This is a genomic window from Pseudomonas graminis (genome assembly GCF_900111735.1).
GTDB lineage: Bacteria > Pseudomonadota > Gammaproteobacteria > Pseudomonadales > Pseudomonadaceae > Aquipseudomonas > Aquipseudomonas graminis.
In genome coordinates this window covers 106,995-132,437 of sequence record NZ_FOHW01000004.1, presented here as the reverse complement: position 1 = coordinate 132,437, position 25,443 = coordinate 106,995, and the positions used below count along the sequence as shown (strand labels likewise).

The following is a 25,443-nucleotide window of genomic DNA, read 5'->3' as shown; positions in this document are numbered from 1 at the left end:
TGCCCCGTCGCCTGTATTGGAAAATACTCCATGAATCACGCTAAATCATTTTTCAAGACTTCGGTTTTGTGCTTCGTATTGCTCACATTCCTCAGCGGCTGCGCGAAAGACTACAGTATGAATCCGCCGCCAGATGGTGAGAAAGTCGAAATCGTTATAAAGATGCCCGAAGAACTGGAGCCACAACCTCTACGAGTCATGTATCGCTCGTCTGTATGCCGAAAAGTTGTGCATGACGGTGATGGTAGGCCTGAATCCCTGGAAGGATATAACGGTTACGGTTCGGAACTAACGAGGCGTGGGGCCACAGAGTTTTATGAGGCGAAGTTGTCCATCGATGGAGGTGGTCGCTGCAAGTGGCGTCTTAGTAATGTCGTATTTGGCATCAAATACCGTCTTCCAAGTCGTTTCGGAGAAAGTGTAACGCAGGGCACGGGCGGCACGGTCATCGTAAAATTTGATGGTAATAGAGCGCAGCTCAGCGTCGGAGGAACAAGGAAAGTGGTGGGCCCCTATTTAACAATCGTGAAGGATTACTATCCATGGGTAAGCGAAAAATTTATCGATGGTTATGCGAGGCGTGCGAATTTGTCTAGTGAGAATCGCGGCTATCTTAACTACGAGGCCCGGGAAGCAAGGTCCATATATTTTGAGCCGGTACTGCACTCAGACGTGGTTGTGACATCTGTGTCGCCAAAGAAACACGTCATTGGAGACTTCATAAAATTCTACTACCCCGATGGCTCTGTGGAATCCGATTGGCGAGCGCGGCCTAACTTTGAAAAAATGCAAAAAATTCGTCTGGCGGCGGAGGCAAAAAAATGAAGCCGCTCACTATGCCGCATAGTCCTAAAGAACCTTATATGAAACACGCCATGCTATTCGCAAAGCCAGCGATTTTATCTTTTGCGCTGCTCGCTCTCATAAGCGGTTGCGTAAAAGACTACAAAGTTTTGACTCCGCCACCCGACAGCGAAAAAGTAAAAATTGTTATGAAAGTGCCTGCAGAGCTTGAGCCGAAAACTTTGCTCGCCAAGTACGAGTCGACCAGATGCCGAATGTTCGTCGACTTACCCACTGTGAGCCGTATGCAGTTTCCAGGATCAAACTTTCAAAATTCGAAGTTCACGAGGCGGGGAGAAACAGATCTGTACGAGGCGGAGGTTTTCGTTGATGGCGGCGGTGAATGTGAATGGCAACTAAATAGCATCGAGTTTGGAGTCGTGTATCGTATTCCTAATCGTTTTGCAAAAAAAGTAACGGCTTATTATGGTGGGACAGTTATCGTTAAGTTCGACGGGCAGCACGCGCTCTTTAACACGGTTGATCAGTTTATCGAAGGGCCGAACCTGACAATCGTAAAGGACTTCTATCCATGGGTACGCGAAGCCTATGAACTCAGTTACTATGATAAGAGTGTAAATCTGGCCAAAGAGTATGAAAGTTATCGTACCTACAGGGCTCCGGATGCAAGAAACATCTATTTTGAGCCGGTGCTGCATTCAGATCTTGTCGTGACGTCGACTTCCCTTAAGAAACGCTTCGCTGACGAAATCGTAACGACAACATTTCGGTACCCCGACGGCACGGAAGAATCCAACAGGGAACTTGAGCCGGACTTTAAAAAAATGCAGAAAATTCGCTTGAAGACGGAGGCCAAATAATGAAGTTTTTCAGCGCCGCGAGATATTTTCAGGGCGATCAACCGAATCAGAAAGTATCAAGATTCAGCGCTTTACTCATAGGTATTACGTTGTTGGCATCACTCAGTGGTTGCGCACTTGACTACGAACTGCATCCGGACACGGAGGGGGAGAAAGTCACGATGAAAATTAAAGTATCGGAAGGGTTAGTCCCGCCGCCCATGGCCGTGGGTTATCTATCGACGATCTGCGAAAACGTTTATGAGGGGCCTGATGTATTCGGCAATATCCGGGAGCAGCGTGTAGCGTTGAAACGGCGCGGGGAGGGCAATTTATATGACGCCGATTTCGCTGTTGACGGTGGCGGGATGTGTAGGTGGCGCGTGGCTTACGTGAAGTTTGGTGTCCGTCCTCAATGGCCTGAGCGCATTGGCGAAGGTGCGGCAGTGGGAACGGGAGGTGATGTCCTGGTCGTGTTTCAGCATAACAATCCGGATTTTCCGTCTGAAGGGGTTAAAAACGTGGTGGGCACCTATCTTGATATCAAGAATAATTACTACCCATGGTTAAAAGATGTCCTAAGGAAGGATTACGTCAAGAGGCTTAATCTGGTGGGTGAAGCGGTGCCTTACCAGACTTACCTGGCTCCCCAGGTGCGAAAGATAAACGTTGAGGCAGTGCTTCACGCCAAATATGTCGTGACATCAAAACAGCCAGAGTTCAAAAGCATCGGAATTCACCCTGCCTTTATTTATCCAGACGGGACTTCGGGCCCAGATGACAGCGATACGCCAGATTTTCCCACGCTTGAGGCCATTCGTTTAAAGGCTGAAGCCATACGATGAGGACAGGTAATAACTTAACGTGTCACCCCTGATCTTTATATCGGCCTTCAAGTCGGTGAGTACAGGCCCGCACCGTTAAAACCCGGCACATATGACAAGCACGCGCAACGCATGAGCTCGCCCAGGCATCCGCTCGCGCGGAATAAATACACGGCTTCATCAATTCATTAACAAAGGATCTTTCAATGTCACAAGGATTCGTATTGTTGGGTGACAAGACCACCCACGGAGGAGCGGTAATTTCCGCGTCGTCCACTCACATCACTCAGGGCAAGGCAGTCGCTCTGGTGGGGGATAGGGTCATGTGTCCCATACCCGGACATGGCGTTAATCCCATTATTGAGGGTTGTGCCGACTGGTTGGAGGAAGGCCGTGAGCTGGTGGTCGATGGTTGCCACTCACAGTGCGGTTGCCAGGTTATGTCCAGCGCGCCTGACTGGGCGAAGGATTGAAGATGGCGTGGCAACGTGAATACGTGCAAGCAAGGCTCGCACCCAAACCGCCTTCACCGGTTCGCTGGCTGCTGATCGTGGTTTTAGCGGGGGCAGCGGCTGTGCTGATGTTCCTGCTCTACGTCGTGGTGCCTGAATTGCAGGCGTTAAACGTATGGGCGCTCACCGCCTCGCCGTTGGTGGTGGCGATTCTCGCGCTGGCGGCGCGGGTGCACGCCTACGGTGGCGCTCTGGATGAGTACAGACTGCGGCAGGAGCGGTCCCGGCTGGCACAGGTCGCCTGGGCGGAATGGGGTCAGCGTTACATGTCGGCCATGGGCGGGCTTGTTCTTTTGCCCGAGCATTTGTCTGCGGTGGCGATGATGAAACCGCCCCATACGCCTGTCCCACACTCAGGCAAAGCCCGCCGCATCGTTGGCCTGCCGAAGGGCCAAAAGGGCCGGGCCCTGGCGGGTCTTGCCCAATTGATGGGTTCGCTGTCGACAGTACTGGCGCCGCTGCCACCGAGTGAAAGTCTCAGTGTCACTGTCCTGACCGATGCGCCACAGGATGAGCATCCAGCATTGGCCGAAGCCTGCCAGCAGCACCTGTCCGATCTCACCCCGTCATCCACCCTCACCGGCGTCCACGTAACAACCCAGCTCTCCTTCGCCTGGATGGAAGAAACACTTAAAACCCCACGCGACGCCGTCGAGCTCATCCTCGTCGTCCAGGCCCACGGTAAAGAGGCTTACTCCGACGGACTCGCCGCCATCCTGCTGTGCCCCGACGGGGTCGCCAAAGCCCACAAGCTCCCAATCGCCGCGCGCCTGTTGCGCCCGATGCCCCTCGACGTCGATTCCCTGGAAACCGACTTCACCACTTTCCTGCAGATTCAGGCCAAAGCTCGCGAGGCAACAGGCGTGCTGGCTGACCGCGCCGACTGGCAACCCGAAACCACCACGTTACTGGCTGCAGCGGCGCGCGAGGGTGCAGCGCTGTCGGTGGACCACCGCTGGATTCTGGAACCCGTAAACGGCGTGCCGGGCCCCTGCGGCCACTGGCTGCTGGCAGCGCTGGGCATCGAGATGACCAAGCTCGCGAAGGAGCCCTTGTTGCTACTGGCCAGCGAACACTCAGGCCGATGGATCAACACCGTCACACCGGGAGAACTCGCATGAAATCCTTGATCGGCAATGGCTGGCGTCGCGCCGGTGGCGCGGTATGGCTGGTTGCCTTTGCAGTGGCGCTGGGCTGGCTGGTTTACACCTATGGCGCAAGGGTCGGACTGACGGAGAGACATCAGCAGATCACGGCGTTTCTGTTGCTGATGGTGATCGCGCTGTTGGTGCAAACCATTCCTCGTGCCCTGGCGCTGGTCAAAAGCCGCCGCAGCGTCGAGCGGCGGCCGGGTGACGGCGTGTTCCCGCCGGAGGCGTCGTCATCCACGCCTGAAACCAAGAAACTCCCGGGCGTCGCTGAACTCCAGGAGCACCTTGACCACCAGTACACCGCCTTCCAGCGCACCCGCACCCGCTTCATTCTGGTCGTCGGCGAGCCCGAACAGATCGAGGCCATCGCGCCAGGACTTGCCGATGCCCAGTGGCTTGAATCCCAGAACGCCGTGCTGCTCTGGGGCGGCAGCCCGCAATCCCCGCTCTGCAAAACCGCCACCCGCTGGCACGCGATAATTCATCGGCGCGGTCTGGACGCCGTGGTTTGGGCTCTCGACAAACAGCAAAGTACCAACGCCGCGACAATGGCCGGTGGCGTCGCCGGTTTGCAGCAACTGGCGCGAACCCTGGGCTGGCAGTTGCCGCTGCACCTGTGGGAAGTCTGCGACAGCCAATGGCCGCAGCACACCTGTCGTCGTGAGCCGGTTGGATCGTTGTTGCCCGCGCGCGTCACCGGGTCGCAGCTGGAAACGTCCCTTGCCCGTTTGGGCGAGCCTCTGCGCAAACAAGGCCTGGCCCAGATGGAACAAAGCGCAGAACACGACTTTGGCCTGCGCTTGTCCCAGCAGCTGAAAGCGGAAGGTATCGCCCGCTGGCTTCAGGCGCTGGCGCCGTTGCTGGGCAAGTTTGCGCGGGGCGTACCGTTGCGCGGGGTGTGGTTCAGCTTGCCGGCGCAGCCCACCCCCGCCGCTGACCATTTGTGGCTGCCCGATCCAGCGTGGGCGGGCGTGCTCCAGCCGCGGTCACGCCAGATCCGCCGGCTGGGTTGGCCCGTCACGCGCATCAGCTACGCACTGGCACTCGGCGCCATGCTGATCTGGTTGACGGGCCTGCTGCTGTCGTTTTCCACCCACCGCACCCAGATACTCGACATTCAGTCTACCCTCGCTGCGGTCCAGCCTTCGGGCCCCAGCGATGAGCAATTGCTCGCCCTCAACGCGCTGATCCTTGAAATGGGACGGCTGAAGGAGCGCGCGCGGCGTGGCGAGCCGTGGTACCAGCGCTTCGGGCTGAGCCAGAACGACGCGTTGCTCGCGGTAACGTGGCCACGCTATGTCGAGGCCAATAACCGGCTGATGCGAGACCCGGCGGCGGAGAACCTCAAACGCCAGCTGGCATCACTGGTGGCGTCGCCCGCCGACAGTCCGCGGCGGGCCAAGGGCGCGCACAACGCGTATGTGCAGTTGAAGGCCTACCTGATGATGGCCCGCCCGGAGAAGGTTGACGCCGCTTTTCTGGTGACCGCGCTGGGTCATGCCGAACCGGCTCGAATGGGCGTAGCGCCGGGTTTGTGGAAAGGACTGTCGCCGACCCTGTGGCAGTTTTACGCCGAGCAGTTGGCGGCCAATCCGCAGTGGCGTATCGAACTGGATGACGCACTGGTGGCCCAGGCGCGGCAGGTGCTGCTGGTGCAACTGGGCCAGCGAAATGGTGAGGCCAGCCTTTATCGGCAGGTGCTGGAGGCCGCCGCGACCCAAGCTCCCGATCTTGACCTCGAACAGATGGTCGATGACAAAGAGGCCTGGCCGCTGTTTTTCACGGAGGCAAGTGTGCCGGGTGTGTTCACCCGGCAGGCGTGGGAAGGGCAGGTGCGTCAGGCGATCGATGACATCGTCGAGGCCCGCCGCGAGCAGATCGACTGGGTGCTCAGCGATCGCGAAAACAGCGCCGTTGCCGACACCTCGCCCGAGCAGCTCAGAGCGCGCCTGACCGAGCGCTACTTCCATGATTACTCCGGCGCCTGGCTTGAGTTTCTTAACAGCGTGCAATGGCGGCGGGCCGACAGCCTCGCCGACGTCATCGATCAACTGACGCTGATGAGCGACGTCCGTCAGTCACCGTTGATTGCCTTCATGAATACCCTGGCCTGGCAAGGTCAGGCCGGCATTCGCAGTCAGGGGCTGAAGGACTCGTTGATGCAGTCGGCGCAGAAACTGATGGGCAGCGGTCGCTCCATGCCGGTGCCTGCCATCAGCCAGCAGCTCGACACACCGGCCGGGCCGCTGGATCCCACGTTCGGCCCGCTGTTGGGGTTGTTAGGCAAGGACCCGGAAGGCAAGGGCGGCGATGACGACCTCAGCCTGCAAGCCTTTCTGACCCGCGTGACCCGGGTGCGCCTGAAGTTGCAGCAGGTCAGTCACGCCGCCGATCCCCAGGGCATGACCCAGGCCATGGCGCAAACCGTGTTTCAGGGCAAGAACATCGACCTGACCGACACCCGCGCCTATGGCGAGCTGCTGGCGGCCAGTCTCGGCGAGGAGTGGGACGGCGTGGCCCACGCGCTGTTCGTGCAGCCGCTGGATCAGGCCTGGCGCAAGGTGCTCGAGCCTTCAGCGGCCGCCCTGAACCGGCAGTGGCAGCAGGCGGTGGTTGATGAATGGGACAAGGCGTTTCTCGGCCGTTACCCCTTTGCCGCCACCGGCAGCGACGCCTCGTTGCCGATGCTGGGCAAGATGATTCGTGGTGAATCGGGACGTATCGAACAGTTCCTGCAGCGCGAACTGACCGGCGTGTTGCGCAAGGACGGTGGCCGCTGGGAGGTGGACCCGACCCACGGTCAGGGCCTGTTGATCAACCCGAAATTTCTCGCGGCGGTCAATCAGCTCAGCCACCTGGCCGACGTGCTCTACACCGACGGCGGCATGGGCATCAACTTCGAGCTGCAGGGCAAGGCGGTGCGTGACGTGGTGCAGACCACCTTCGTGCTCAACGGCGCGCGGCATCAGTACTTCAACCAGAAAGAGAGTTGGCAACGCTTCGGCTGGCCCGGCAGCAGCGACTACCCCGGCGCCAGCCTGACCTGGACCAGCGTACGCAGCGGCGAGCGCCTGTATGGCGATTTTCAGGGCGTTTGGGGGCTGATCCGTCTGCTGGATGGCGCCACCGTCACCGCGCTGGATGACAGCGACAGCCGCTACCGCATCAGCGTGCCCGCGCCGGATGGTCTGGACCTGACCTGGCACATGCGCACCGAACTGGGCGCGGGACCGATCAGCCTGCTCGCGCTGCGCAACTTCAGATTACCGCGACAGATCTTCCTCAACGGGATCGCCAGCGCACAAACATCAGCGCGCGCCGAGGTGATCGAATGAGCCTGCCACGGTTGATCGCCACCGCCCTGGGCGAGCGCGATGCCGTGCAGATCGCCAAGGCCCACGCTGCGGAGTGGGGATCATGGCTGACGCCGATCAGCGCTGAGTCACCGGCCGGCCAGGACCCGGGCTATGACGATGATTTCCAGAGCATGCGCGAGGAGGTCAACAAGCTCTCCGGTGCTGACGCCGAACGGGTCATCATGCTGGCGGAAAAGCTGCTCAAAGGGACGTGCAAGGACCTCCGGGTGCTCACCTATTACCTGTGGGCGCGTCTGCAGCGGGATGGCGAGGCCGGGTTGGCCGCAGGCTTGAATTTGCTGGCGGCCATCGTTGAGCGCTACACCACCGACGTCCTCCCGGCGCGGCCCAAAAGCCGCAAGGTGGCGCTGGAGTGGCTGGCCAGCGCCAGGGTGCTGGACAGCCTGACGCTGTACCCGGAAGTGGTGAAGGCCGAGGCCGAGCGCACAGTTGCCGCACTCGCCTGGCTGGATCGCGTGCTGGAAGGCTGGCCTGCGCAACAACGGCCGGAACTGGGCGCGCTTTACTCGGCGCTGTCGGCACGGCTGACACAGGCTGGCGGACTCGACGCCGTGGTGCCGCAGTTCAGCGCCAGCCATGACGCTGCCAACTCTGAGGCCACCAAACAAGGCGCCACCCACAGCGCCGGCCCTGCATCGGGCGTCATCCGCTCAGGCCGTGACCTGCTGGACAACGGACGCGCGCTGGCCAGTTATCTGCGCGAACAACCCCAGGGCTGGCTGGCGGCCCATCGGCTGATGAAAAGTCTGCGCTGGGACACCGTGCATCAGTCGCCGCCCCAGGACGCGACCGGTCGAACACGACTGTCACCGCCCCGGAGCGAATATCGCGCGCAGCTCAAACGGTTGTACCTGCAACAGAGCTGGACCGAGTTGCTCGATCAGGTGGAGCGCATGTTTGCCGAGGGTGTGAACCATTTCTGGCTCGACCTGCAGTGGTTTCTGTATCAGGCGCTGAGCCGGCAACCCGCGCCGTCGGAAGGTTGGGCACGCATCGTAAAGGAGGATCTGGGCCTGCTCCTCGAACGCCTGCCGGGCCTCGAAAACCTGTGCTGGGACGATGGCTCGTCCTTCGCTGACGAGACCACCCGCGAGTGGATCGAGCAGCACGTCAGCACCCAGGGCGCGGCTGCATGGCTGCCCGTGCCGGCCGCTTGCGTCGCAGACGACGCCGACATTCTCGCGCTCGAAAGCGAGGCGCTGGCCCAGGCCGATCGCGACGGCGTCGAGGTGGCGCTGGCCTGGCTCGACACGCGGCCCGACATTCACAGCGGCCGGCAGCACTGGTTGCTGCGCCTGTTGATGGCGCGGGTCGCCGAGCAGTACGGCAAAAGCGAGCTTGCGGTGCACTTGCTCGGCGAACTGGACGCGACGGCCCAGCGTCATGTGCTCGCCCAGTGGGAGCCTGCGCGGGTGTTTGAAGTCAAGGCGCGGCTGCTCAAGCTGCTGCGCATCAAAGCCCAGCGCAGCGACGCTGACAAAAACGCGCTGAGTAAACGCATGGAGCCGCTGCTGGCGGCTCTGGTGGCCATGGACCCGGTCCGCGCAGCAGTGCTGTGCGGCTGACACTTTCAACCAGGAGGTTTCTTTGAGCACGGACAATCTGACCCTGCGTTATTTCGACGCCGAAATGCGCTACCTGCGCGAGGCGGGCAAGGAGTTCGCCCAGGCGTTTCCCGACCGCGCCGCCTCGCTGAATCTGGACAAACCCGGCGCCCACGATCCGTACGTCGAGCGGCTGTTCGAAGGTTTCGCGTTCCTGATGGGACGCCTGCGGGAGAAGCTCGACGACGACTTGCCGGAGCTGACCGAAGGCCTGGTCAGCCTGCTGTGGCCCCATTACCTGCGCACGATCCCGTCGCTGTCGATCGTCGAGTTGCAGCCCGACGTGGACCAGATGAAGCAGAGCGAGCAGGTGGCTGCCGGCTTTGAAATCCAGTCGCAACCGATTGGCCCCCAGCGCACGCGTTGCAGCTACACCACCACCCAGGCGTTGACCCTGCGTCCGCTGGCGCTGGACTCGGTGCGTCTGGCCCAGGAGCCGGACGGTCGCTCGGTGATCCGCCTGCGCTTTTCCTGCGGTGCGCTGAGCCACTGGGGTCAGCTGGACTTGCGCTGCATCCCGCTGTACCTCAACGCTTCGCCGGCGGTGGCCAACGCGCTGCATCACGCGCTGACCCTGGGCACTCAGGCGCTCTTTGTGCGTCAGCCCGGGGACGCACAACGTCAACCGCTGCAAGGACGTTTTGCGCCCCGGGGTTTCAGCGATGAGGACCGCCTCTGGCCCAAGGGCGACAGCGCCTTCAGTGGCTACCAGTTGCTGCTGGAGTACTTCAGTTTTCGCGAGAAATTCATGTTCGTCACACTGCACGGGCTCGAGAACATGAACATCGCGCCGGACGCGCCGTGGTTCGAGCTCGAGGCCGTGCTGACTGAGGCGTGGCCCCATGGGCTTGCCCTGAGCGCGGAGCATATTCGCCTGCACGCTGTGCCGGTGATCAATCTGTTCCCGCTGGAGGCCGACCCGCTGTCGCTGGACCCTCTGCAGACCGACTATCTGCTGCGACCGATGCGCCTGCAGGACGGCCACACCGAGATCTATTCCGTCGACCGGGTGACGGCGTCCCGGGATTCCGGGCGTGAAGAGTACGTGCCGTTCTCCAGCTTCCGGCACAAGGGCGGCATGCTCCGCGATGAGGCGCCCGAGCGTTATTTTCACACCCGCCTCAAGCGCGGAGCGAACGGGCTGCATGACACCTGGCTGATACTGGGCGGCGAGGGCGCCGACGTTGATCGGCTGACCGAGCGCGCGTGCCTGTCGCTGCGCCTCACTGGCACCAACGGCCAGTTGCCCAGAAAAGCCCTGCAAAGCACGATTCTCGACACCCCGCTGCACGCCACCCAAGCCGGTCTGCGGGTGCGCAATCTGTGTGCGCCGAGCCTGCCGTGCTATCCGCCGAGTCGCGACCGTTTTCACTGGCGGGTGTTGAGCCATCTGGGCTCGAACTTTCTGCCGATGCTCGACAGCGCCGAAGTGCTGCGCGGCACCCTGGCGTTGTACGACTGGACCGGCAGCGAGCTCAATCGCCGGCGTCTTGAGGCCATCGTCGACGTCCGTCATCACCTCATTCAGCGCTTTGAAAAAGGCTTTCTCCTGCGCGGTGTAGACATTGAAGTCACCCTCGACGCCAACGGTTTTGCCGGCGAGGGTGACATCTGTCTGTTCGGCGAAATGCTCAACCGGTTCTTCGCGCTGTACGCCGACATCCATTTGTTCACCCAGATCACCCTGATCCTGCAACCGACCGGGAGGAGCCTGCGATGGAGCGAAAATCACAGCCAGCGGATTCCCGGTTAAGGCTCATCGAATGGCTCGATGCTTTGCAGGGGCGGGTGGCGCAGGCGAGCGTTTACCGCTTCTGCCAGTTGCTGGAAAGCGTTGCGCCAGAGCAGCCGCCGTTGGGCAGCTCGGAAGACCCAGCGGACGATCTGGTGCGTTTTCGGCCCGATCCCGGCATGGGCTTTCCGGCCAGTGAACTCAGAGCCGTGGAGTGGTCATCTGCGGATCAGCCACTGCCGGCGACCGTGCGCACCCGCTTGCTCGGCCTCTATGGCGTGGACTCGCCGCTGCCCACGCGTTACCTCGACGACATCGCGCAACGGCGGGAAGGCCACGAGGCGCTGGAGGGGTTTCTCGACATCTTCAACCATCGGGTCTTCACTCAGTTCTACCGGATCTGGCGCAAGTATTCGTACCCGGCGTCGTTCGCGCCGGCTGGCGCCGACCCGACCTCGCAGTGCCTGTTCGGGCTGATCGGGCTGGGCATCCCCGGTACGGCAAAACGTATTGCCACTCCACTGTCGCGCTTTCTGGCGTTGCTCGGCGTGATGCGTTTGCCGACCCGCAACGCCGAGGGCATTTCGGCGCTGGTGCATTTGCTGGCGTCTCACACTCGGGTTTCGATAACGCCGCACTGGCCGCGAAACATAGCCTTGGACGTCCCCGCCAGTCTGTCCTGCGCGCGGCCGGTGAGCCTGTCACAGGGCACGCCGCTGGGCAGCCTCGGCCGCGACGTCAACAGCGAACTGCTGCTGACGCTGTTCACTGCCAACCACGGCGAGGCGCGGGAATGGCTGCCCGGCGGCGACTTGCACCGAGACCTGCGTGTGCTGCTGCAGGTGTACCTGGGCTGGCGCTGTACGGCGCGGTTGCGCCTGTCGCTGCCCATCGATTGCCTGCCGATGTCAGCATTGAGCGCAAGCGGCGTGCTGCTGGGCATGACCGCGGGACTCGGATTGAAAGGCCGCGCCGATGCGAAGACCGACACCATCATTATCCATCTGGGCCGTTATCAGGGGCTCCACGTCAATCCTCAGGAAAGAGAAACCACCCATGTCGCGTATGATTTTTAAGGCGTTGACCCTCTTCGCCCTCGGGCTCCTCGTCAGCGGCTGCGGGGTCACCCAAAGCGTGTCCGAATCCACTGCATCCATGACCAGGGCGATCTTCTACAAACAGGTCAGAACGCTGCGCCTGGACTTCGACGGCCGCCAGGCCCTGAACACCGTAGGCACGGACATGCGCGCGGTGTCGGTGCCGGTGATGGTGCGGGTGTATCAGCTGCACGATGGCCAGTCGGCGCACAAAGCCACCTACGACGACCTGTTGCAGAACGCTGACCAACTGCTTGGCGCTGACCTGCTGGACCAGCGGTCGATGGTTATCAAGCCAGGGGAGGGCGCGCAGCTGGATGTGCCGCTGAACGAAAACGCCGGGGTGATCGCCGTCGTCGGGTTGTTTCGCGAGCCCGATCTGCAGGTCAACGACTGGCGCTTGCTGCTCAACCGCGACGACCTCGACCCGGACCGCCCTCGGGTCATCGAACTGGGCGAAAGCCGGCTGACGCTGCGCCCCCTGGCCGAGGGGTGAGCATGACCGAACTCAATCCTTCGCTGTACGAAACCCTGCTGCAGAATTTCAGCGGGGAGCTCGACCTGTCCTGCGTGTCGGAGGACGATCAGTACGTGCTCTCGGTGCTGGACAATTTGCAGCGCGTCCTCAACAGCCGCGCGGGGACCCTCGCGCACTTGCCCGATTACGGTCTGCCGGACATGGGGGCGGTGCTCGAAGGATTGCCATCGGCCGCCCATGGACTGATGCGGACCATCGCCGACACGCTGCTCAAATACGAGCCGCGTCTGTTGTCGCTGCACATCGAACTCTTGCCGCAGACCCAGCCGGGCCATCTGGTCTACGCCCTCGACGCGACGCTGGAAGGCGAGCGCACCGCGACCTTCGGTACGACGTTGAGCCCGGAGGGAAGGGCGGTGGTGCGTCATCTCAAACGCCATGATGTGCAGGCCCTCGGTTGAGGCTGTCAGAGAGCCCGATGACCCAGGGCATTGCCGCGGGGATCAAGGCCGGCGGCGATCCACGCGCGTTGCGTGACTACCGGACGTTGTGCACCGAGATGGCCCGGCTCGGTCATCCGGCCTGCCCTGATGTGGACTGGCACTCCATCGAGCAGTGCTGCCTTGCGTTATTCGCCAGCAACGGCGCGGACCTGCAAACGACGGCGGCTTATGCCCTGGCGCGCAGTCATCTGGCCGGGCTGGACGGGATGTACGAAGGCCTGGAGGTACTGGTATCCCTTTTGCGGGCAGACGCCCAACCCTGGCCCCGAGGGATATCGGCGCGGGTGGAAATCCTCAGTGGACTCTTCGGCTCGTGGCAAGCGCTGCTGCGGGAGCTAGAGATCAATGTCTGCGATCTGGCGAGCCTGGTTGTGCTCAGCGTGCAACTTGAGCACGTGCGCCTGACGCTGCTCGAGCAGACTCCGGTGCCCATCACTAGCCTGGAAGGCTTGCGCACGCAGGTGGTGCAACGGGCGTCCCGGATCGAGCGCGATGCTCAGGCCGCGGTGCTGGTCGCGGCGAATGCCATTGCACCCTCACCGTTGCACCTCGGGATGCACTCCCCAACCCAAAGCACACCCGCTGTCCCGCAGCCAACGCCCGCCCTTATAAGGCCCGATGCAAAAACACGCCGCGGGATGTGGATCGGATTAGTGATCGGCGGGCTGATCAGCCTGCTCGCCGCGTTGGCGTGGGGGTGACAACAGCCGGTGTTTCAAGGCTTCCCGACGGCGGAGGTCGCGCAGAGGACGTACCGCCCGGCCGACCGTCGGGATTTACCTGTCAGCTATATTTACAGCCGGGCAATGTCTGCATTAGTGTGCGCGCATCATCTGCCTTAAGACTGCGGCTGCCGCAGGTTAAGGCACGTCCGCTCAGACCGGACACTTTTGCCCTTGGTTGAAATCACCCCTGCGTTGCGCGACCCTTGCATCCCGGCCCCCTGCGCCAGTGTCCTTCAGCAATTGCGAACGGCTACCGCCGTCCAGCACACGACACTCGAAGCCCGATTGCCACTGACCCACCCCCGGCTGGATCTCGGCACTTACAAACGGATCATCGCGGCCTATTACGGCTTCCATCTGCCCCTGCAACAGTCGATTGAGCGCTTTCTTGCGCCCCAGGCCATCGACCCTGAGCGGCAGAAAATCCCCGCGCTGATCAAGGACCTGCACGCCCTCGGGCTGAGCGATGCGCAGATCCACGCTTTGCCCCGGTGCAGCGCGCTGCCCGCCATCAACAGCGTCGCTGCGTTGCTTGGTGTGATGTATGTCATGGAAGGCGCTACGCTGGGGGGACAGGTGCTGCGCCGGATCATCGCCGACAGGCTGGGCGTCGATGCTGACAGCGGCGGCGAATTTCTGGACGTGTACGGTCGCGACACCGGGCGGTTGTGGAAGGCCTTCCTCAAGGAACTGGCTGACTTCGATACGCCGCTGCACAACGCCGAGGTGGTGAAGGCGGCCTGCGCCACCTTCGACTGCTTTCAAACCTGGCTGGAGCAAGCGAGAGTGCTGAATGACGCTTAATGACACGCCGCTCACGAAGCACGTGCTGGACGACCTGCTGGACACCTGCGCCAACGAACCGATTCGCATCCCGGGCGCCATTCAGGCCCACGGTGCTCTGCTGACCCTGCTCGAAACCGACTGGACCGTGCAACAGGCCAGCGCTAATGCCTGGCAGATGCTGGGCATCCCCGGCGACGTGCAGACCGGCGACTCGCTGATACGCTGGCTGGGCGAATCCCAGGCCAACGCCTTGCGCGACGCCGTTCAGGACGCGGATCTGCACAGCCTCGATCCATTGCCGATGCAGTTTGCCGGGCAGGCATTCGATGGCCTGCTGCACCGCCATGACGGCCTGTTGTTTCTGGAGATCGAGCCCGGCGCCGCGCAAGGGTCGATGGAGCACCTGGGACCGCGCCTCACGCGCACCCTGCGTCGGCTGCAGTCGGCCAAATCCCTGGACGATCTGTACGCCATCAGCGTCTCGGAGATCCGCGCCCTGACCGGCTACGACCGTGTGATGATCTATCGGTTTGAAGAGGAGGGCCACGGGCAGGTCATTGCCGAGTCGGCGACGGCCGAACTGGACGCCTACCTGGGGCTGTTTTTCCCCGCCACCGACATCCCGCAGCAGGCCCGCGAGCTGTATCGCCTGAACTGGCTGCGCATCATCCCCGACGCCGCGTATGTGCCGGCGCCTCTGGTTCCGGCCCTGCGCCCGGACACCGGCCAGCCGCTGGACATGAGTCATGCGGTGCTGCGCAGCGTGTCGCCGATCCACTGTCAGTACATGCATAACATGGGCGTGCGCTCCTCGATGAGCATTTCCCTGCTCAAGGATGAACAGCTCTGGGGCCTGATCAGTTGCGGCAATCGCGAGCCGCTGCAAGTGCCGCATACGCTGCGCTCGGCCTGCCAGACCATCGGACAAGTGCTGTCTATGCAGATCAGCCTGCTGGAAGACCAGCAGACTCAGCGCCAGCGACTGGCCAAACATCACATGCTGGACCGGCTGTCCAGGGCGATGAACGAGTCCGTGGACGACGTCTACAACGGGCTGCTTGAACATTCCCAGGCGCTGCTGACACTGGTCGACGCCAACGGCGTGGCGGTGATCATCGACGGTCAGGTGCACCTGATCGGCCAGTGCCCGAGCACCGAGCAAGTCATTGCGTTGCAGCAATGGCTGCAGAATCGGCCCGGGGCGGTGTTCGAGACGTCCAGCCTCGGCGCCGTGTTCCCTGACGCGCAGGCGTATCAACGCGTGGCCAGCGGACTGCTGGCGTTGAGCTTGCCCAAGCCGGTCACCAACGGGGTGCTGTGGTTTCGCGCCGAGGTCAGGGGCAGTGTGGAGTGGAGCGGCAATCCGCAGCAGGCCAAACGGGTCGTCAACGACCGTCTGCAGCCACGGGAGTCCTTCGCCCAGTGGGAACAGCAGGTTGAGGGCAAGGCCAGGGCGTGGAGCGCCGGCGAGGTCTACGCGGTGTCCGACCTGCGCCGCTCTGCGCTGGAGGCGGATCTGTCACGCCAGGTGCTGCGGGAAAAAGAGGCCGTGCGCGCCCGCGATGAACTGGTGGCCGTCGTGTCCCACGACCTGCGCAGCCCGCTGACGGTTATCGTCATGCAATGCGGCATGATGCAGCGGGTGATCAACGCCGACGCCACTGCGTCTACCAAGCGACTCAGCTCGGCCATCGACATCCTGCAGCGCGCGTCCTCGCGGATGACCAACCTGCTGGAGGATTTGCTCGATACGTCCAAGATCGAAGCCGGCCGCTACTTCATCGACGCCGAGCCGCTGGAAGTCAGCCGATTGTTCGAAGATGCCTGGTCGCTGCTGACGCCACTGGCGCTCAACAAATACATCGACCTGACGTTCGAAGCCGAACCCGACCTGACGATTTTCGCCGACCCGGAGCGCATGTTTCAGGTGCTCTCCAACCTGGTGGGCAACGCGATCAAATTCACACCCAAGAACGGCAGCGTGAAAGTCGCGGCGGCGGGTGCAGGCGACAATGTGGTGTTCAGCGTGGCTGATACCGGCGAGGGCATCCGTAGCGATCAGTTGCCCCACGTGTTCGAGCGCTATTGGCGCAGACGCGAAGGCAACCCGAGCGGGACGGGGCTAGGCCTTTACATCTCCCAAGGCATCGTCAGGGTCCACGGCGGTGAACTGACCGCCGCCAGTGAAGAGGGCGTCGGCAGTGAGTTCCGCTTCACGGTGCCTCGCGCCGCCCTGGCCACCTGAGCCCGCTTAGGGCTGTAGCAATGAGGGGGTATTCCTGTCTGGAATCCCCTGCATGAAAAACATGAATTTTATTTATGGCCGCCAGCCCTCTACCGTGAGCGTATTCCGTTCACGGTAGACCCGTCATGACCACGTCCTCTCAACCTCAGCCCTCCCTCGTCGAAGAACACTGGAAGCGTAACCTGGCCGTTTGTGTGTTCGGCGCGTTCACCACCATCGTGGCCATGACGCTGCTGCTGCCGTTTCTGCCGCTGTACGTCGAACACTTGGGCGTTACCAATGAGGCCGCCATCGTGCAGTGGTCGGGGGTGGCGTTTGGCGCGACCTTTCTGTCAGCCGCCCTGACGGCGCCGTTGTGGGGGCGACTGGGCGATCGCTATGGGCGCAAGCTGATGCTGATTCGCGCCAGCCTGGGCATGGCGGTGGCGATGTCGCTGATCGGCCTGGCGGAGAACATTTACCAATTGGTCGGGCTGCGTTTGCTGGCGGGGTTGCTCGGCGGCTATGCCTCTGGCGCGACCATTCTGGTGGCGACGCAGACGCCCAGGGCGCGCACGGGCTGGGCACTGGGCATGCTCTCTTCGGGGATCATGGCCGGTAATCTGACCGGGCCGTTGATTGGTGGGTTGTTGCCGCCATTGATCGGCATCCGCCACACCTTCTTCCTGGCCGGGGGGGGTGATCTTTCTGACCTTCCTCGCCACGCTGTTTCTGATGAAGGAAGCGCCTCGGCCCCAACGTCAGGCTGGCGTGCCGAAAGCGCCGGCTGTACGGGCGTGGGATGTCATCACTGACAAGAAGCCTGTACTGACCATGCTGGTCGTGGCCTGTCTGGTGATGTTTTCGATTATGTCCATCGAGCCGATCATCACCGTGTACCTGACCCAGTTGCACAGCGACAACGTCACGCTGATGGCCGGACTGGTGATGTCAGCCACCGCACTGGCCAGCGTGTTGTCGGCCTCTCGCATCGGCAAGCTGGCCGACCGCGTCGGTCACTGGAAAGTGGTCATCGGCTGCCTGAGCGCGGTGGCGATCCTGTTGATTCCCCAAGCGTTCGTCAATCACGCCTGGCAGTTGGTGCTGCTGCGCTTTCTAATGGGCATTGCCTTGGGCGGCCTGTTGCCCTGCATCGCAGCGATCATCCGTCATTCGGTGCCCGACGCGGTGGCCGGGCGCATGCTCGGCTATTCCACCTCGTGCCAGTACATCGGCCAGGTGCTGGGGCCGCTGACCGGGGGATACCTGGGTGGGCATTTCGGCATGCCGGTGGTCTTCATCGTGACCTGCGTGCTGATGGGCGGATGCGCGGTCGGGATGTTGCTGATGCGGCCTCTGATTTCCGGTGGGACCGACTTCAGCCGGCAAGAGCGCAGCGTTTGACAAAACCATGACATCCCGCACCGGATAATCGGCACTGGCGGGGCATTGCCCCGGATTCCGAGTACCGCCATGCACGGACCTTCATGGACATCAAACACAGCCTAAAGCAACGGATTGTCATCGTATTTGCGTTGATGAGCACCCTGGTCGCCGGCGTATTCGCCGTCGGCATCATCGCCACCGTGCACGTGGTCGAAAAGCGCCTGTCGATCATGAGCCTTAAGGGCAATATGCACCGTCTGCTGGCCGTGGACAGCGTCAGCGACTGGCGCCACCGCCCGGAAAAAGACGAGTTGTTCTATGCCGAAGAGGGCGTTGGCGACCTTGCCATGAGCGACGACCTCAAGGGTCTGCTTCCGGGTTTCCAGGAGTTCTTCCGCGGCAAGAAAGCCTACTACGCGATGGTCTCGGAAGTGAACGGGCGGCATTACGTGCTGCTGCGCGATCAGCGCAAATTCCAGAAGCGTGAACGGATTCTGTTTGGCATCGTGCTGGTCGGCTTCGTCCTCAGCGTGTTGCTGGCGGTGCTGCTGGGTCGGTTGCTCGCGTCCCGGGTGATCACGCCGGTGTCGCGCCTGGCCAGTCAGGTGCGTCATCGCGATCAGTTGCTGGAACTCGCGCCGGTGCTCGCCAGTGACTACGCCAACGACGAAGTCGGTGCGCTGGCCCGGTCCTTCGACGAAACCCTGGGCCGGCTGCGGGCCGCACTGAGTCGCGAAAAGCTGTTCACCAGCGACGTCAGCCATGAGCTGCGTACGCCGCTCATGGTCCTGGCGACGTCCTGTGAATTGCTGATGGAGTACCCGGCGCTGGACGAACGTTCCCGCACCCAGGTGAAGCGCATCGGCAAGGCCACGGCGGGTATGAACCAACTGGTCGAAACCTTCCTGCTGCTGGCCCGTACCGAAGGCAAGAATGTTCCCCAGGGTCAGCGCTCATCGATGGAGCAGATTGCCGATGAGCTGGTCGAGGCCTGGCGTGCCCCCATTGAGGCAAAAGGTCTCCGGTTCATTTACCAACAGGTGCAGACCGACGGCGAAACACACAATGCGCCCCTGCTGCGCTCGGTGATGGGCAATCTGCTGCGCAACGCTTGGCATTACACCGATCAGGGCTTCATCCGGTTGACCCTGCGCAGCGACGGTTTCAGTGTCGAGGACAGCGGCATCGGCATTCCGCTGGAAAAACAGCAGGCCATGTTCCAGCCCTTCGTGCGTGGCGACGAACAGCGCGGGGAGGGGCTCGGCCTGGGGTTGTCGCTGGTCCAGCGTATCTGCGCGAACCAGCACTGGACGGTGACGCTGACCAGCCGTGATGACGGCGGATGCTGTTTTACGGTGTTGTTGGAACCGGACGCCGCCGGGGAGAGGCTGGTGTGAGCGCTCTCCATTTAGCGTTGTGACGCCCGACGCCTTCCCGGCTGAAGCCGGTCCCACTAAGGGCCGCGTTTAGCCAGTTGCCCCCAGGCGATTTGCCCAGAGGTGCCAATCCTCCCGAATGCACTCAGTCGTATAGTGGGACCGGCGTTAGCCGGGAAGAGGCCAGTGCGGACACCTTAAGTCTTGCAGCGATATGAATGACGCTTACCCGGCTAAAGCCAGTCCTGCCGAGCGCGCGCGGCACCGTTCACTCCATTGGTCCGGAGAACCGCACGAGTGCCTGCCGGTGCGCTCCAACACCTGCCTCCCTCAATGGACCTGCAACCATGTGCCCAGACAGCTCATCACTCGTTCGCAGGACTTCTGACGATCAGTCCCCAGACCGCGACGACACGCCTGAATACCCGTTGTCCGCACCCATCAAGCCCGACGATCCCGAGCGGCGCACCGAGCATTCCCAGGCCGAGACGGACGGCCGTACACCGAAAGCCGTATCCTATTCGGCCGAGTGACAATCACTCGTACGAATTGATCGCCCACAATGTCTGTCGGCGAATGCATGTGAATCTGTCATGGGAATTGATGATTGCGCTTGGAAAGCTCTCTTAAAAACGGAAGAATGCGTGATTAGTCGCGCACATAACTCGCAACATTCACGACGCCAATACCGCGGCGGAGGAAGCAAATTTGAATCAGCTAAAACGCCTTCAGAGCGGAATTGAAGGGCTTGATGAGCTGTTAATGGGTGGTTTCGTCGCCGGATCCTCCTACATCATTCAGGGGCGGCCGGGCTCCGGAAAAACCATTCTGGCGAACCAGATCGGTTTCAATCACATCCGCAATGGCGGCCGCGTGCTGTTCGCGACCCTGCTCGCCGAGCCCCATGAACGGCTGTTTCAGTTCCTGTCCACCATGAGCTTCTTCGACAAGGACCGGGTCGGCGATCAGATCCAGTTCGTCAGTGCGTTCGACACCATGGAGAACGACGGCCTCGATGAAGTCGTCAAGCTGTTGCGTCGGGAGATCGTCCGCCAGAAATCCACGGTTATGATCCTCGACGGGCTGCTCAACGCCCGTTCGAAGGCCGAATCCACGATCAACACCAAACGCTTCATTTCCGAACTGCAGGGCCACGCCGCCTTCGCCGGTTGTACGGTGTTCTTCCTGACCAGTTCCCAGCTGGACGACGGCAGCCCGGAACACACCATGGTGGATGGCGTGCTGGAGCTGGGTGAAGAACTGGTCGGCAACCGTTCCGTGCGCCGCATCAAGGCGCGCAAGACCCGCGGCAGCGGCGCCATCCCCGGCGCCCACGAGTGCGAAATCACCGAAAACGGCCTGGTCGTTTACCCGCGACTGGAGAGCACTGTTACCCACTCCGCATTGCGCGACAGTGCCGAGTTCAGCGTCGTCCCCAGTGGTATCGACACACTTGATCCGTTGATCGGCGGCGGTCTGGTGGAATCGTCCGTGACCTTGCTCCTCGGCCCGTCGGGCACTGGCAAGACCACGTTCGGCCTCAACTTCCTCGCTCACTCGACGCCCGACGAACCGGGTTTGTTGTTCGGCTTTTACGAGTCGCCGCAGCGCCTTCGGGTGAAGGCGGCGTCGCTCGGGCTGGACTTCGACGCGCTGGAACGCGCCGGTGCGCTGCACCTTGCCTGGAGATCCGCGACTGCCGAGTTGATCGACAAACTGGCCCTCGACCTGCTCCGGATTGTCGAGCAGCAAGGCATCAAGCGGGTGTTCCTCGACAGCCTGGGTGGCATGGCCCGTGCCTCGGCCGATCAGTCGCGGATTCTCGACCTCTTCAGCGCCCTGATGAGCGAGCTTCGCGCCCGAGGCGTCACGGTGGTCTCGAGCTGGGAACTCCGCGGCCTGATCGGCGGCAAGATTGATGCCCCGGCTCCGGACCTGTCGGGCATTGTCGACAACCTCATGCTGATCCGCTTCGCGCAATCAACAGCGGGGCTGACCCGGCAACTGTCGATCCTCAAAATCCGCGATAACCCCTACGACCCGGCCCTGCTGGACGTCTTGATCGGCGAGCAGGGTCTGACTGTGAAAAAGGCTGCGTTCCATGCCCTCGACGATTCAGGCAATGCAAGGGTGTAGAAGTCGTCATCGAGCCGCTGATCGCTCTTCCGCACGGAGGGTTGCATGCCCACCATTCTGATTGTCGATGATGAATACCTCATCGCCGACATACTGAGTTTCGCGCTGGAAGACGAAGGCTACCTGACCGTCACCGCCGGCAGCGGGCAGAAGGCCCTGGGCATTCTCGAGCGCGAACGCCCGCAGCTGATCATCACCGATTACATGATGCCCGGGATGAACGGCATCGAGCTGGCGGAAGCGGTGCGGGTGAATCAAAGCCTGGGGCAGATCCCCATGGTGCTGATGAGCGGGGCGCAGTCTCATCTGGGCGTCGCCCGGCCGGATCTGTTCAACGAGGTGTTCGACAAGCCTTTCGAAATCAGCGCAGTGCTGGAAGCGGTGCGGGCGCTGGTGGGGACCCGCTAGCGCGCGGGCGCCTGGGCCACTACCTGGTCTTGAGCGTCTCGATACTCAGTCGCAGGTCTTTCGCCCATCCGTCGAGCACCGGCTTGACGGCGTCGAGGGTCAGCTGCGTCTTGTCGTTTTCCAGAGGTGTGCCGCCGCCTGTGCGCACCACTTGGGCCAGCACCTTCTGGGTATCGGCATCAAGGAAAGCCGCCTCGGTGGCGATTTCCACGTTCTGATCCCGGCCACCGGCAGCGGTATTCACTACAGCCGCCACCAGCGCGATGGGCACCACTTCATAGGGTTTCAAGCCTTGGGTGCTGGTCGACACGGCGGTGATCGCCGGGCGCACGAGAATGGTATCAGGACCCGGTCCGCTGACGATGCGCAGGCTCTTGCCAAGTTCGCGTTGAAGCGCGGCATCATAATAGCCGGTGATGTCTTGTAAGGTCTGTGCCGAGATGACCGCAGTCGGCTGCGGCTTGGGATAAAGCTGACTGGGTTCGATATACACCTTGTTGTACTTGCTCAGCTTCACGTCCGGATCGATCCAGCGCATGACCTGGAAACCCGTTGCGCTTTGCGCAGGTTTGAGGCGGCTGTAATCTTTCAGAAACCCCGAATACTGACCGGGATCCAACTGTGAGCCGGCGCAACCGCCGACTCCCAGAATGGCCGCGCAGATCAGTGCCTTGAGCACCGGCATTTTCATGGTGTGACTTCCTTGGCTGTTTTCATCTGTATGCCGAATCGCAACGGAGCAGGTAACCCACGCTGACGCAGAGCCTTCTGGGCAACCCCAGCACTGACGCGATGCTGGCAGTGCAATGTGTGGCGCCCAAGCAACGCTAGCAGCAAATTATGTCGCCGCCAGTTAGCTGAATCGATGAAGGGGAAAATAAGGCGGGGAATCAAGGTGCGGGAAGGATGAGGGCGGCTATAAGACCGCCCATGGGGATATCAACGGCCGTCAGCAACCTTGCGTTCGATTTCAGCCGATTTCCTGTTCAGTTCCTCAGCGTCCTGTTCCTTCTCGCGAATCGAGGTCGGGGTGATGACTTCGTCCACCGCGCGGGTGTCGTCGTCCGGGTCGTTGAGGTCGCGCTGTACCACGTTGACGGGTTTGCCAGCGCTGTCCAGGGTTGGCGCGTCGGGCTGGGTGACGTTGCGTGGGTCGACCGGGGTGTCGCTGCTCATGGGTTCATCCTCGCTGTGGGGTATGAACGTTGGATGTGTCGGCGGTCGGCGAGTTCGGGATTTTTTCGACGTCGCGCGGGCCTGATCCGAAACCGGTCAACGTTGCTCTACCAGATTGAGGAAGCGTCGCGTGCGCTCGTTGTCCGGATCGACCAGCACCTGGTTCGGTGAGCCATCGGCGACGATGCGTCCGGCTTCCATGAACAGCACGCGGTCGGCAATGTCCTGGGCAAACTTCATTTCGTGGGTGACCAGCAGCATGGTCATCTGCTGCTCGTGGGCGATGGCGCGGATCACCGCCAGCACTTCACCGACCAGCTCCGGATCCAGCGCGGAGGTGACCTCGTCGAACAGCATCACCTGGGGCCGCATGGCCAGCGCGCGGGCGATCGCCACGCGCTGTTGCTGGCCGCCGGACAGCTGCGCAGGGTAGGCATCGGCCTTGTGGTTCAAACCGACCAGCCCGAGGTATTGATGGGCGCGCTCCAGGGCTTCTTCGCGGCTGAGCTTGAGCACCTGAAGCGGCGCTTCGGTGACGTTCTGTTGCACGGTCAGGTGCGGGAACAGGTTGAATTGCTGAAACACCATGCCCACGCGGTGCACCACCGGCGGCTTTTTTACCCCCGGCCAGTGCCAGCCGCCAGCCTTGGCCGGCACCGGCGCGCCTGCCACCTCGATGCTGCCGTTCTGATAGGCCTCAAGGCCCTTGATCAGCCGCAGCACCGTGGATTTGCCCGAACCGCTGGGTCCGATCAGGGCGACTTTCTGGCCGGCGGGAATGCTCAGGTCCAGGTGATCGATGACCCGGGTCGCGCCGAAGTTTTTCACCACTTGCTTGAGGATGATCTGCGGCGAAGGGCCGGGCATAACGTGTGCGAGATCAGACATGGCTGCGCCTCTCGAAATATTTGAACAGCAGGGAGGTCGGCACGCTGATCGCCAGAAACATCAGCGCCATCACCGTGTAGGGCTCGTTGTAGCGGTAGGTCATGCCGGCAATCTGTTTGGCGGCCTGGAACAGCTCGGGAATGGTGATCACCGCCAACACCGGGGTCTCCTTGAACATCCCGATCAGGTAATTGCCGAGCACCGGCAGCATCGGCTTCAGGGCCTGTGGGAGGACGATCCGCCGCCACGTGGTGGCGCTGTCGAAATCCAGGGCCCTGGCCGCTTCCCATTGACCGGCCGGCACGCCCTCGATGGCGCCGCGAAACGCTTCGGCAATGTAGGCCGCGTAATACAGGCCGAGCCCGATGACGCCGGTGGAAATCGCCGGCAGGGTGAGGCCGGCCAGGGGCAGGGCGAAGAACAGCACGTACAGCTGAACCATCAGCGGCGTGTGCCGAAAGAAGCTCAGGTAGCCGGCGCTCAGTTTTTGCACCAGCGGGTTTTTCGAGCGCTGGGCGATGGCCAGCAGCAGACCGAGCAGCACAGCCAGCAGGAAGCCGAGGATCACCACTTGCAGCGTCACCAGCAATCCCTGAAACAGATCGGGGACGATAGACCAGGCGAAGGCGTAATCGAAGTTCATGGCGCCACCCCGCGACGCCAGTGGGTGACCCGTCGCTCATAGCGTTTGACCAGCCAACTCAGGGGCCAGGCCATGACGAAATAGCACACCAGCACGATGCTCCAGATCAGCGTCTGCTGGCCCAGCGTGGTGATCAGCTGACCGCCGGAAAAGGTCAGGTCGCTGAGGGTGATCAATGACACCAGCGAGGTGGTCTTCAGCAGTTCCACCAGTTGATTGCCCATCGGCGGCAGCATGAAGGGCAGCGCCTGGGGCAGGATGATTCGGCGAAATGCCGTGATCGAATCGAAGTCCAGGGCCTTGATCGCGTCCCGCTGGCCACGGGCGACGTTGCTCAGGGCCGAGCGGACGATTTCCGAACCGTAGGCGGAGAAAGTCAGGCCCAATCCGAGAATGCCGGTGGTCATCGGCGCCAGGGTAATGCCGAACAGCGGCAGGATGAAGAACAGGTAGAACAGCAGCACCAGGGCAGAAATGCCGCGCAGGATTTCAACGTAGACCGTCGCTATCCAGCGCAGCGCGCGCCACGGCGACAAGCGCATCAGCGCGATCACAAACGACATCACCACCACGACCACTTGGGCGAAGAAGGTGATTTCCAGGGTGACCAGTGCGCCGTTCGCCAGTTGGCGGGCGATGAAACCCGCGGTGTCCAGGGTGGAAGCATCAAAAAGCATGAGCCGTACTCGTATGGGCTGGGGCCGTCATGTTGCGGGGCAAAAAATCAACTTTGCGGTGTCGACGCCTTCCCGGCTAAAGCCGGTCCCACTGAAT

General features: G+C 61.9%; 23 protein-coding genes and 1 pseudogene. 19 read left to right on the top strand and 5 right to left on the bottom strand.

What is annotated here, in order from left to right; all coding sequences use genetic code 11:
- Window positions 1-30 precede the first annotated feature (30 nt).
- The 19 genes and pseudogenes from BMY98_RS05120 to BMY98_RS05035 all read left to right on the top strand — a co-directional run bounded on the left by BMY98_RS05120 (window position 31) and on the right by BMY98_RS05035 (window position 21,962).
- Window positions 31-825: a hypothetical protein gene (locus BMY98_RS05120; protein WP_074885628.1), complete on the top strand. Its 795-nt coding sequence runs from the start codon at window positions 31-33 to the stop codon at window positions 823-825.
- Window positions 822-1,664 carry a hypothetical protein gene (locus BMY98_RS05115; RefSeq protein ID WP_139214438.1) on the top strand — a complete coding sequence of 281 codons (843 nt, stop codon included), beginning with the start codon at window positions 822-824 and terminating at the stop codon, window positions 1,662-1,664. Before BMY98_RS05120 ends, BMY98_RS05115 begins: the two co-directional genes overlap by 4 nt.
- On the top strand, window positions 1,664-2,488 hold the full coding sequence (locus BMY98_RS05110) for a hypothetical protein (protein ID WP_074885625.1): 825 nt from the start codon (window positions 1,664-1,666) through the stop codon (window positions 2,486-2,488). Before BMY98_RS05115 ends, BMY98_RS05110 begins: the two co-directional genes overlap by 1 nt.
- Before the next feature lie 185 nt (window positions 2,489-2,673).
- The gene (locus BMY98_RS05105; protein ID WP_065991584.1) at window positions 2,674-2,940 is read left to right on the top strand and encodes a PAAR domain-containing protein; all 267 of its coding nucleotides are present in this window, start codon (window positions 2,674-2,676) and stop codon (window positions 2,938-2,940) included.
- A gap of 2 nt (window positions 2,941-2,942) precedes the next feature.
- On the top strand, window positions 2,943-4,100 hold the full coding sequence (locus BMY98_RS05100) for a hypothetical protein (RefSeq protein WP_074885622.1): 1,158 nt from the start codon (window positions 2,943-2,945) through the stop codon (window positions 4,098-4,100).
- Window positions 4,097-7,465, top strand: a complete 3,369-nt coding sequence (locus BMY98_RS05095; RefSeq protein WP_083398719.1) for an ImcF-related family protein — start codon at window positions 4,097-4,099, stop codon at window positions 7,463-7,465. Before BMY98_RS05100 ends, BMY98_RS05095 begins: the two co-directional genes overlap by 4 nt.
- Window positions 7,462-9,072, top strand: a complete 1,611-nt coding sequence (gene tssA, locus BMY98_RS05090) for a type VI secretion system protein TssA (protein ID WP_074885618.1) — start codon at window positions 7,462-7,464, stop codon at window positions 9,070-9,072. Before BMY98_RS05095 ends, tssA begins: the two co-directional genes overlap by 4 nt.
- Before the next feature lie 22 nt (window positions 9,073-9,094).
- A complete protein-coding gene (gene tssF, locus BMY98_RS05085; RefSeq protein WP_074885613.1) occupies window positions 9,095-10,864 on the top strand; it encodes a type VI secretion system baseplate subunit TssF in 1,770 nt (589 codons plus the stop codon).
- Window positions 10,828-11,919, top strand: a complete 1,092-nt coding sequence (gene tssG / locus BMY98_RS05080; protein ID WP_074885610.1) for a type VI secretion system baseplate subunit TssG — start codon at window positions 10,828-10,830, stop codon at window positions 11,917-11,919. The genes tssF and tssG overlap by 37 nt, the downstream gene beginning before the upstream one ends.
- Window positions 11,900-12,436, top strand: coding sequence for a type VI secretion system lipoprotein TssJ (gene tssJ / locus BMY98_RS05075; RefSeq protein ID WP_074885607.1), 537 nt, complete (start codon window positions 11,900-11,902; stop codon window positions 12,434-12,436). The genes tssG and tssJ overlap by 20 nt, the downstream gene beginning before the upstream one ends.
- A 2-nt stretch (window positions 12,437-12,438) precedes the next feature.
- Window positions 12,439-12,879: a type VI secretion system baseplate subunit TssE gene (tssE, locus tag BMY98_RS05070; RefSeq protein WP_074885605.1), complete on the top strand. Its 441-nt coding sequence runs from the start codon at window positions 12,439-12,441 to the stop codon at window positions 12,877-12,879.
- Between the two features lie 17 nt (window positions 12,880-12,896).
- A complete protein-coding gene (locus BMY98_RS05065; protein ID WP_074885602.1) occupies window positions 12,897-13,622 on the top strand; it encodes a type VI secretion system ImpA family N-terminal domain-containing protein in 726 nt (241 codons plus the stop codon).
- A gap of 195 nt (window positions 13,623-13,817) precedes the next feature.
- Window positions 13,818-14,450: a biliverdin-producing heme oxygenase gene (locus tag BMY98_RS05060; RefSeq protein WP_245760021.1), complete on the top strand. Its 633-nt coding sequence runs from the start codon at window positions 13,818-13,820 to the stop codon at window positions 14,448-14,450.
- The gene (locus BMY98_RS05055) at window positions 14,440-16,677 is read left to right on the top strand and encodes an ATP-binding protein (RefSeq protein WP_074885600.1); all 2,238 of its coding nucleotides are present in this window, start codon (window positions 14,440-14,442) and stop codon (window positions 16,675-16,677) included. Before BMY98_RS05060 ends, BMY98_RS05055 begins: the two co-directional genes overlap by 11 nt.
- A gap of 125 nt (window positions 16,678-16,802) precedes the next feature.
- Window positions 16,803-18,060, top strand: a pseudogene (locus BMY98_RS05050) (MFS transporter).
- 83 nt (window positions 18,061-18,143) lie between these two features.
- Window positions 18,144-19,439 carry a sensor histidine kinase gene (locus BMY98_RS05045; RefSeq protein ID WP_074885597.1) on the top strand — a complete coding sequence of 432 codons (1,296 nt, stop codon included), beginning with the start codon at window positions 18,144-18,146 and terminating at the stop codon, window positions 19,437-19,439.
- A gap of 326 nt (window positions 19,440-19,765) precedes the next feature.
- On the top strand, window positions 19,766-19,951 hold the full coding sequence (locus BMY98_RS26680) for a hypothetical protein (protein WP_139214437.1): 186 nt from the start codon (window positions 19,766-19,768) through the stop codon (window positions 19,949-19,951).
- A gap of 175 nt (window positions 19,952-20,126) precedes the next feature.
- Window positions 20,127-21,554: an ATPase domain-containing protein gene (locus BMY98_RS05040; protein ID WP_074885593.1), complete on the top strand. Its 1,428-nt coding sequence runs from the start codon at window positions 20,127-20,129 to the stop codon at window positions 21,552-21,554.
- Between the two features lie 45 nt (window positions 21,555-21,599).
- On the top strand, window positions 21,600-21,962 hold the full coding sequence (locus tag BMY98_RS05035) for a response regulator (RefSeq protein ID WP_074885590.1): 363 nt from the start codon (window positions 21,600-21,602) through the stop codon (window positions 21,960-21,962).
- A 19-nt stretch (window positions 21,963-21,981) separates the two neighbouring features.
- Here BMY98_RS05035 and BMY98_RS05030 read toward each other — a convergent pair whose 3' ends face one another.
- The 5 genes from BMY98_RS05030 to ehuC all read right to left on the bottom strand — a co-directional run bounded on the left by BMY98_RS05030 (window position 21,982) and on the right by ehuC (window position 25,346).
- Complete coding sequence (locus BMY98_RS05030) at window positions 21,982-22,653, bottom strand: DUF3313 domain-containing protein (protein ID WP_074885587.1); 672 nt, start codon at window positions 22,651-22,653, stop codon at window positions 21,982-21,984.
- A 248-nt stretch (window positions 22,654-22,901) separates the two neighbouring features.
- Window positions 22,902-23,138, bottom strand: a complete 237-nt coding sequence (locus tag BMY98_RS05025) for a hypothetical protein (RefSeq protein ID WP_074885584.1) — start codon at window positions 23,136-23,138, stop codon at window positions 22,902-22,904.
- 96 nt (window positions 23,139-23,234) lie between these two features.
- Window positions 23,235-24,026, bottom strand: a complete 792-nt coding sequence (locus BMY98_RS05020; protein WP_074885580.1) for an amino acid ABC transporter ATP-binding protein — start codon at window positions 24,024-24,026, stop codon at window positions 23,235-23,237.
- Window positions 24,019-24,669 (bottom strand): ectoine/hydroxyectoine ABC transporter permease subunit EhuD, encoded by a 651-nt coding sequence (ehuD, locus tag BMY98_RS05015; protein WP_074885576.1) that lies wholly within the window; start codon window positions 24,667-24,669, stop codon window positions 24,019-24,021. Before ehuD ends, BMY98_RS05020 begins: the two co-directional genes overlap by 8 nt.
- Entirely contained in the window at window positions 24,666-25,346 is a 681-nt protein-coding gene (gene ehuC / locus BMY98_RS05010; RefSeq protein WP_074885573.1) for an ectoine/hydroxyectoine ABC transporter permease subunit EhuC, read from the bottom strand. Before ehuC ends, ehuD begins: the two co-directional genes overlap by 4 nt.
- Window positions 25,347-25,443: the final 97 nt, after the last annotated feature.

Bases quoted from the DNA above. Each gene is read 5' to 3' on its own strand.
- BMY98_RS05120 (WP_074885628.1), top strand. From the start codon at position 31: ATGAATCACGCTAAATCATTTTTCAAGACTTCGGTTTTGTGCTTCGTA.
- BMY98_RS05115 (WP_139214438.1), top strand. From the start codon at position 822: ATGAAGCCGCTCACTATGCCGCATAGTCCTAAAGAACCTTATATGAAA.
- BMY98_RS05110 (WP_074885625.1), top strand. From the start codon at position 1,664: ATGAAGTTTTTCAGCGCCGCGAGATATTTTCAGGGCGATCAACCGAAT.
- BMY98_RS05105 (WP_065991584.1), top strand. From the start codon at position 2,674: ATGTCACAAGGATTCGTATTGTTGGGTGACAAGACCACCCACGGAGGA.
- BMY98_RS05100 (WP_074885622.1), top strand. From the start codon at position 2,943: ATGGCGTGGCAACGTGAATACGTGCAAGCAAGGCTCGCACCCAAACCG.
- BMY98_RS05095 (WP_083398719.1), top strand. From the start codon at position 4,097: ATGAAATCCTTGATCGGCAATGGCTGGCGTCGCGCCGGTGGCGCGGTA.
- tssA (WP_074885618.1), top strand. From the start codon at position 7,462: ATGAGCCTGCCACGGTTGATCGCCACCGCCCTGGGCGAGCGCGATGCC.
- tssG (WP_074885610.1), top strand. From the start codon at position 10,828: ATGGAGCGAAAATCACAGCCAGCGGATTCCCGGTTAAGGCTCATCGAA.
- tssJ (WP_074885607.1), top strand. From the start codon at position 11,900: ATGTCGCGTATGATTTTTAAGGCGTTGACCCTCTTCGCCCTCGGGCTC.
- tssE (WP_074885605.1), top strand. From the start codon at position 12,439: ATGACCGAACTCAATCCTTCGCTGTACGAAACCCTGCTGCAGAATTTC.
- BMY98_RS05065 (WP_074885602.1), top strand. From the start codon at position 12,897: ATGACCCAGGGCATTGCCGCGGGGATCAAGGCCGGCGGCGATCCACGC.
- BMY98_RS05055 (WP_074885600.1), top strand. From the start codon at position 14,440: ATGACGCTTAATGACACGCCGCTCACGAAGCACGTGCTGGACGACCTG.
- BMY98_RS05045 (WP_074885597.1), top strand. From the start codon at position 18,144: ATGGACATCAAACACAGCCTAAAGCAACGGATTGTCATCGTATTTGCG.
- BMY98_RS26680 (WP_139214437.1), top strand. From the start codon at position 19,766: ATGTGCCCAGACAGCTCATCACTCGTTCGCAGGACTTCTGACGATCAG.
- BMY98_RS05035 (WP_074885590.1), top strand. From the start codon at position 21,600: ATGCCCACCATTCTGATTGTCGATGATGAATACCTCATCGCCGACATA.
- BMY98_RS05030 (WP_074885587.1), bottom strand. From the start codon at position 22,653: ATGAAAATGCCGGTGCTCAAGGCACTGATCTGCGCGGCCATTCTGGGA.
- BMY98_RS05025 (WP_074885584.1), bottom strand. From the start codon at position 23,138: ATGAGCAGCGACACCCCGGTCGACCCACGCAACGTCACCCAGCCCGAC.
- BMY98_RS05020 (WP_074885580.1), bottom strand. From the start codon at position 24,026: ATGTCTGATCTCGCACACGTTATGCCCGGCCCTTCGCCGCAGATCATC.
- ehuD (WP_074885576.1), bottom strand. From the start codon at position 24,669: ATGAACTTCGATTACGCCTTCGCCTGGTCTATCGTCCCCGATCTGTTT.
- ehuC (WP_074885573.1), bottom strand. From the start codon at position 25,346: ATGCTTTTTGATGCTTCCACCCTGGACACCGCGGGTTTCATCGCCCGC.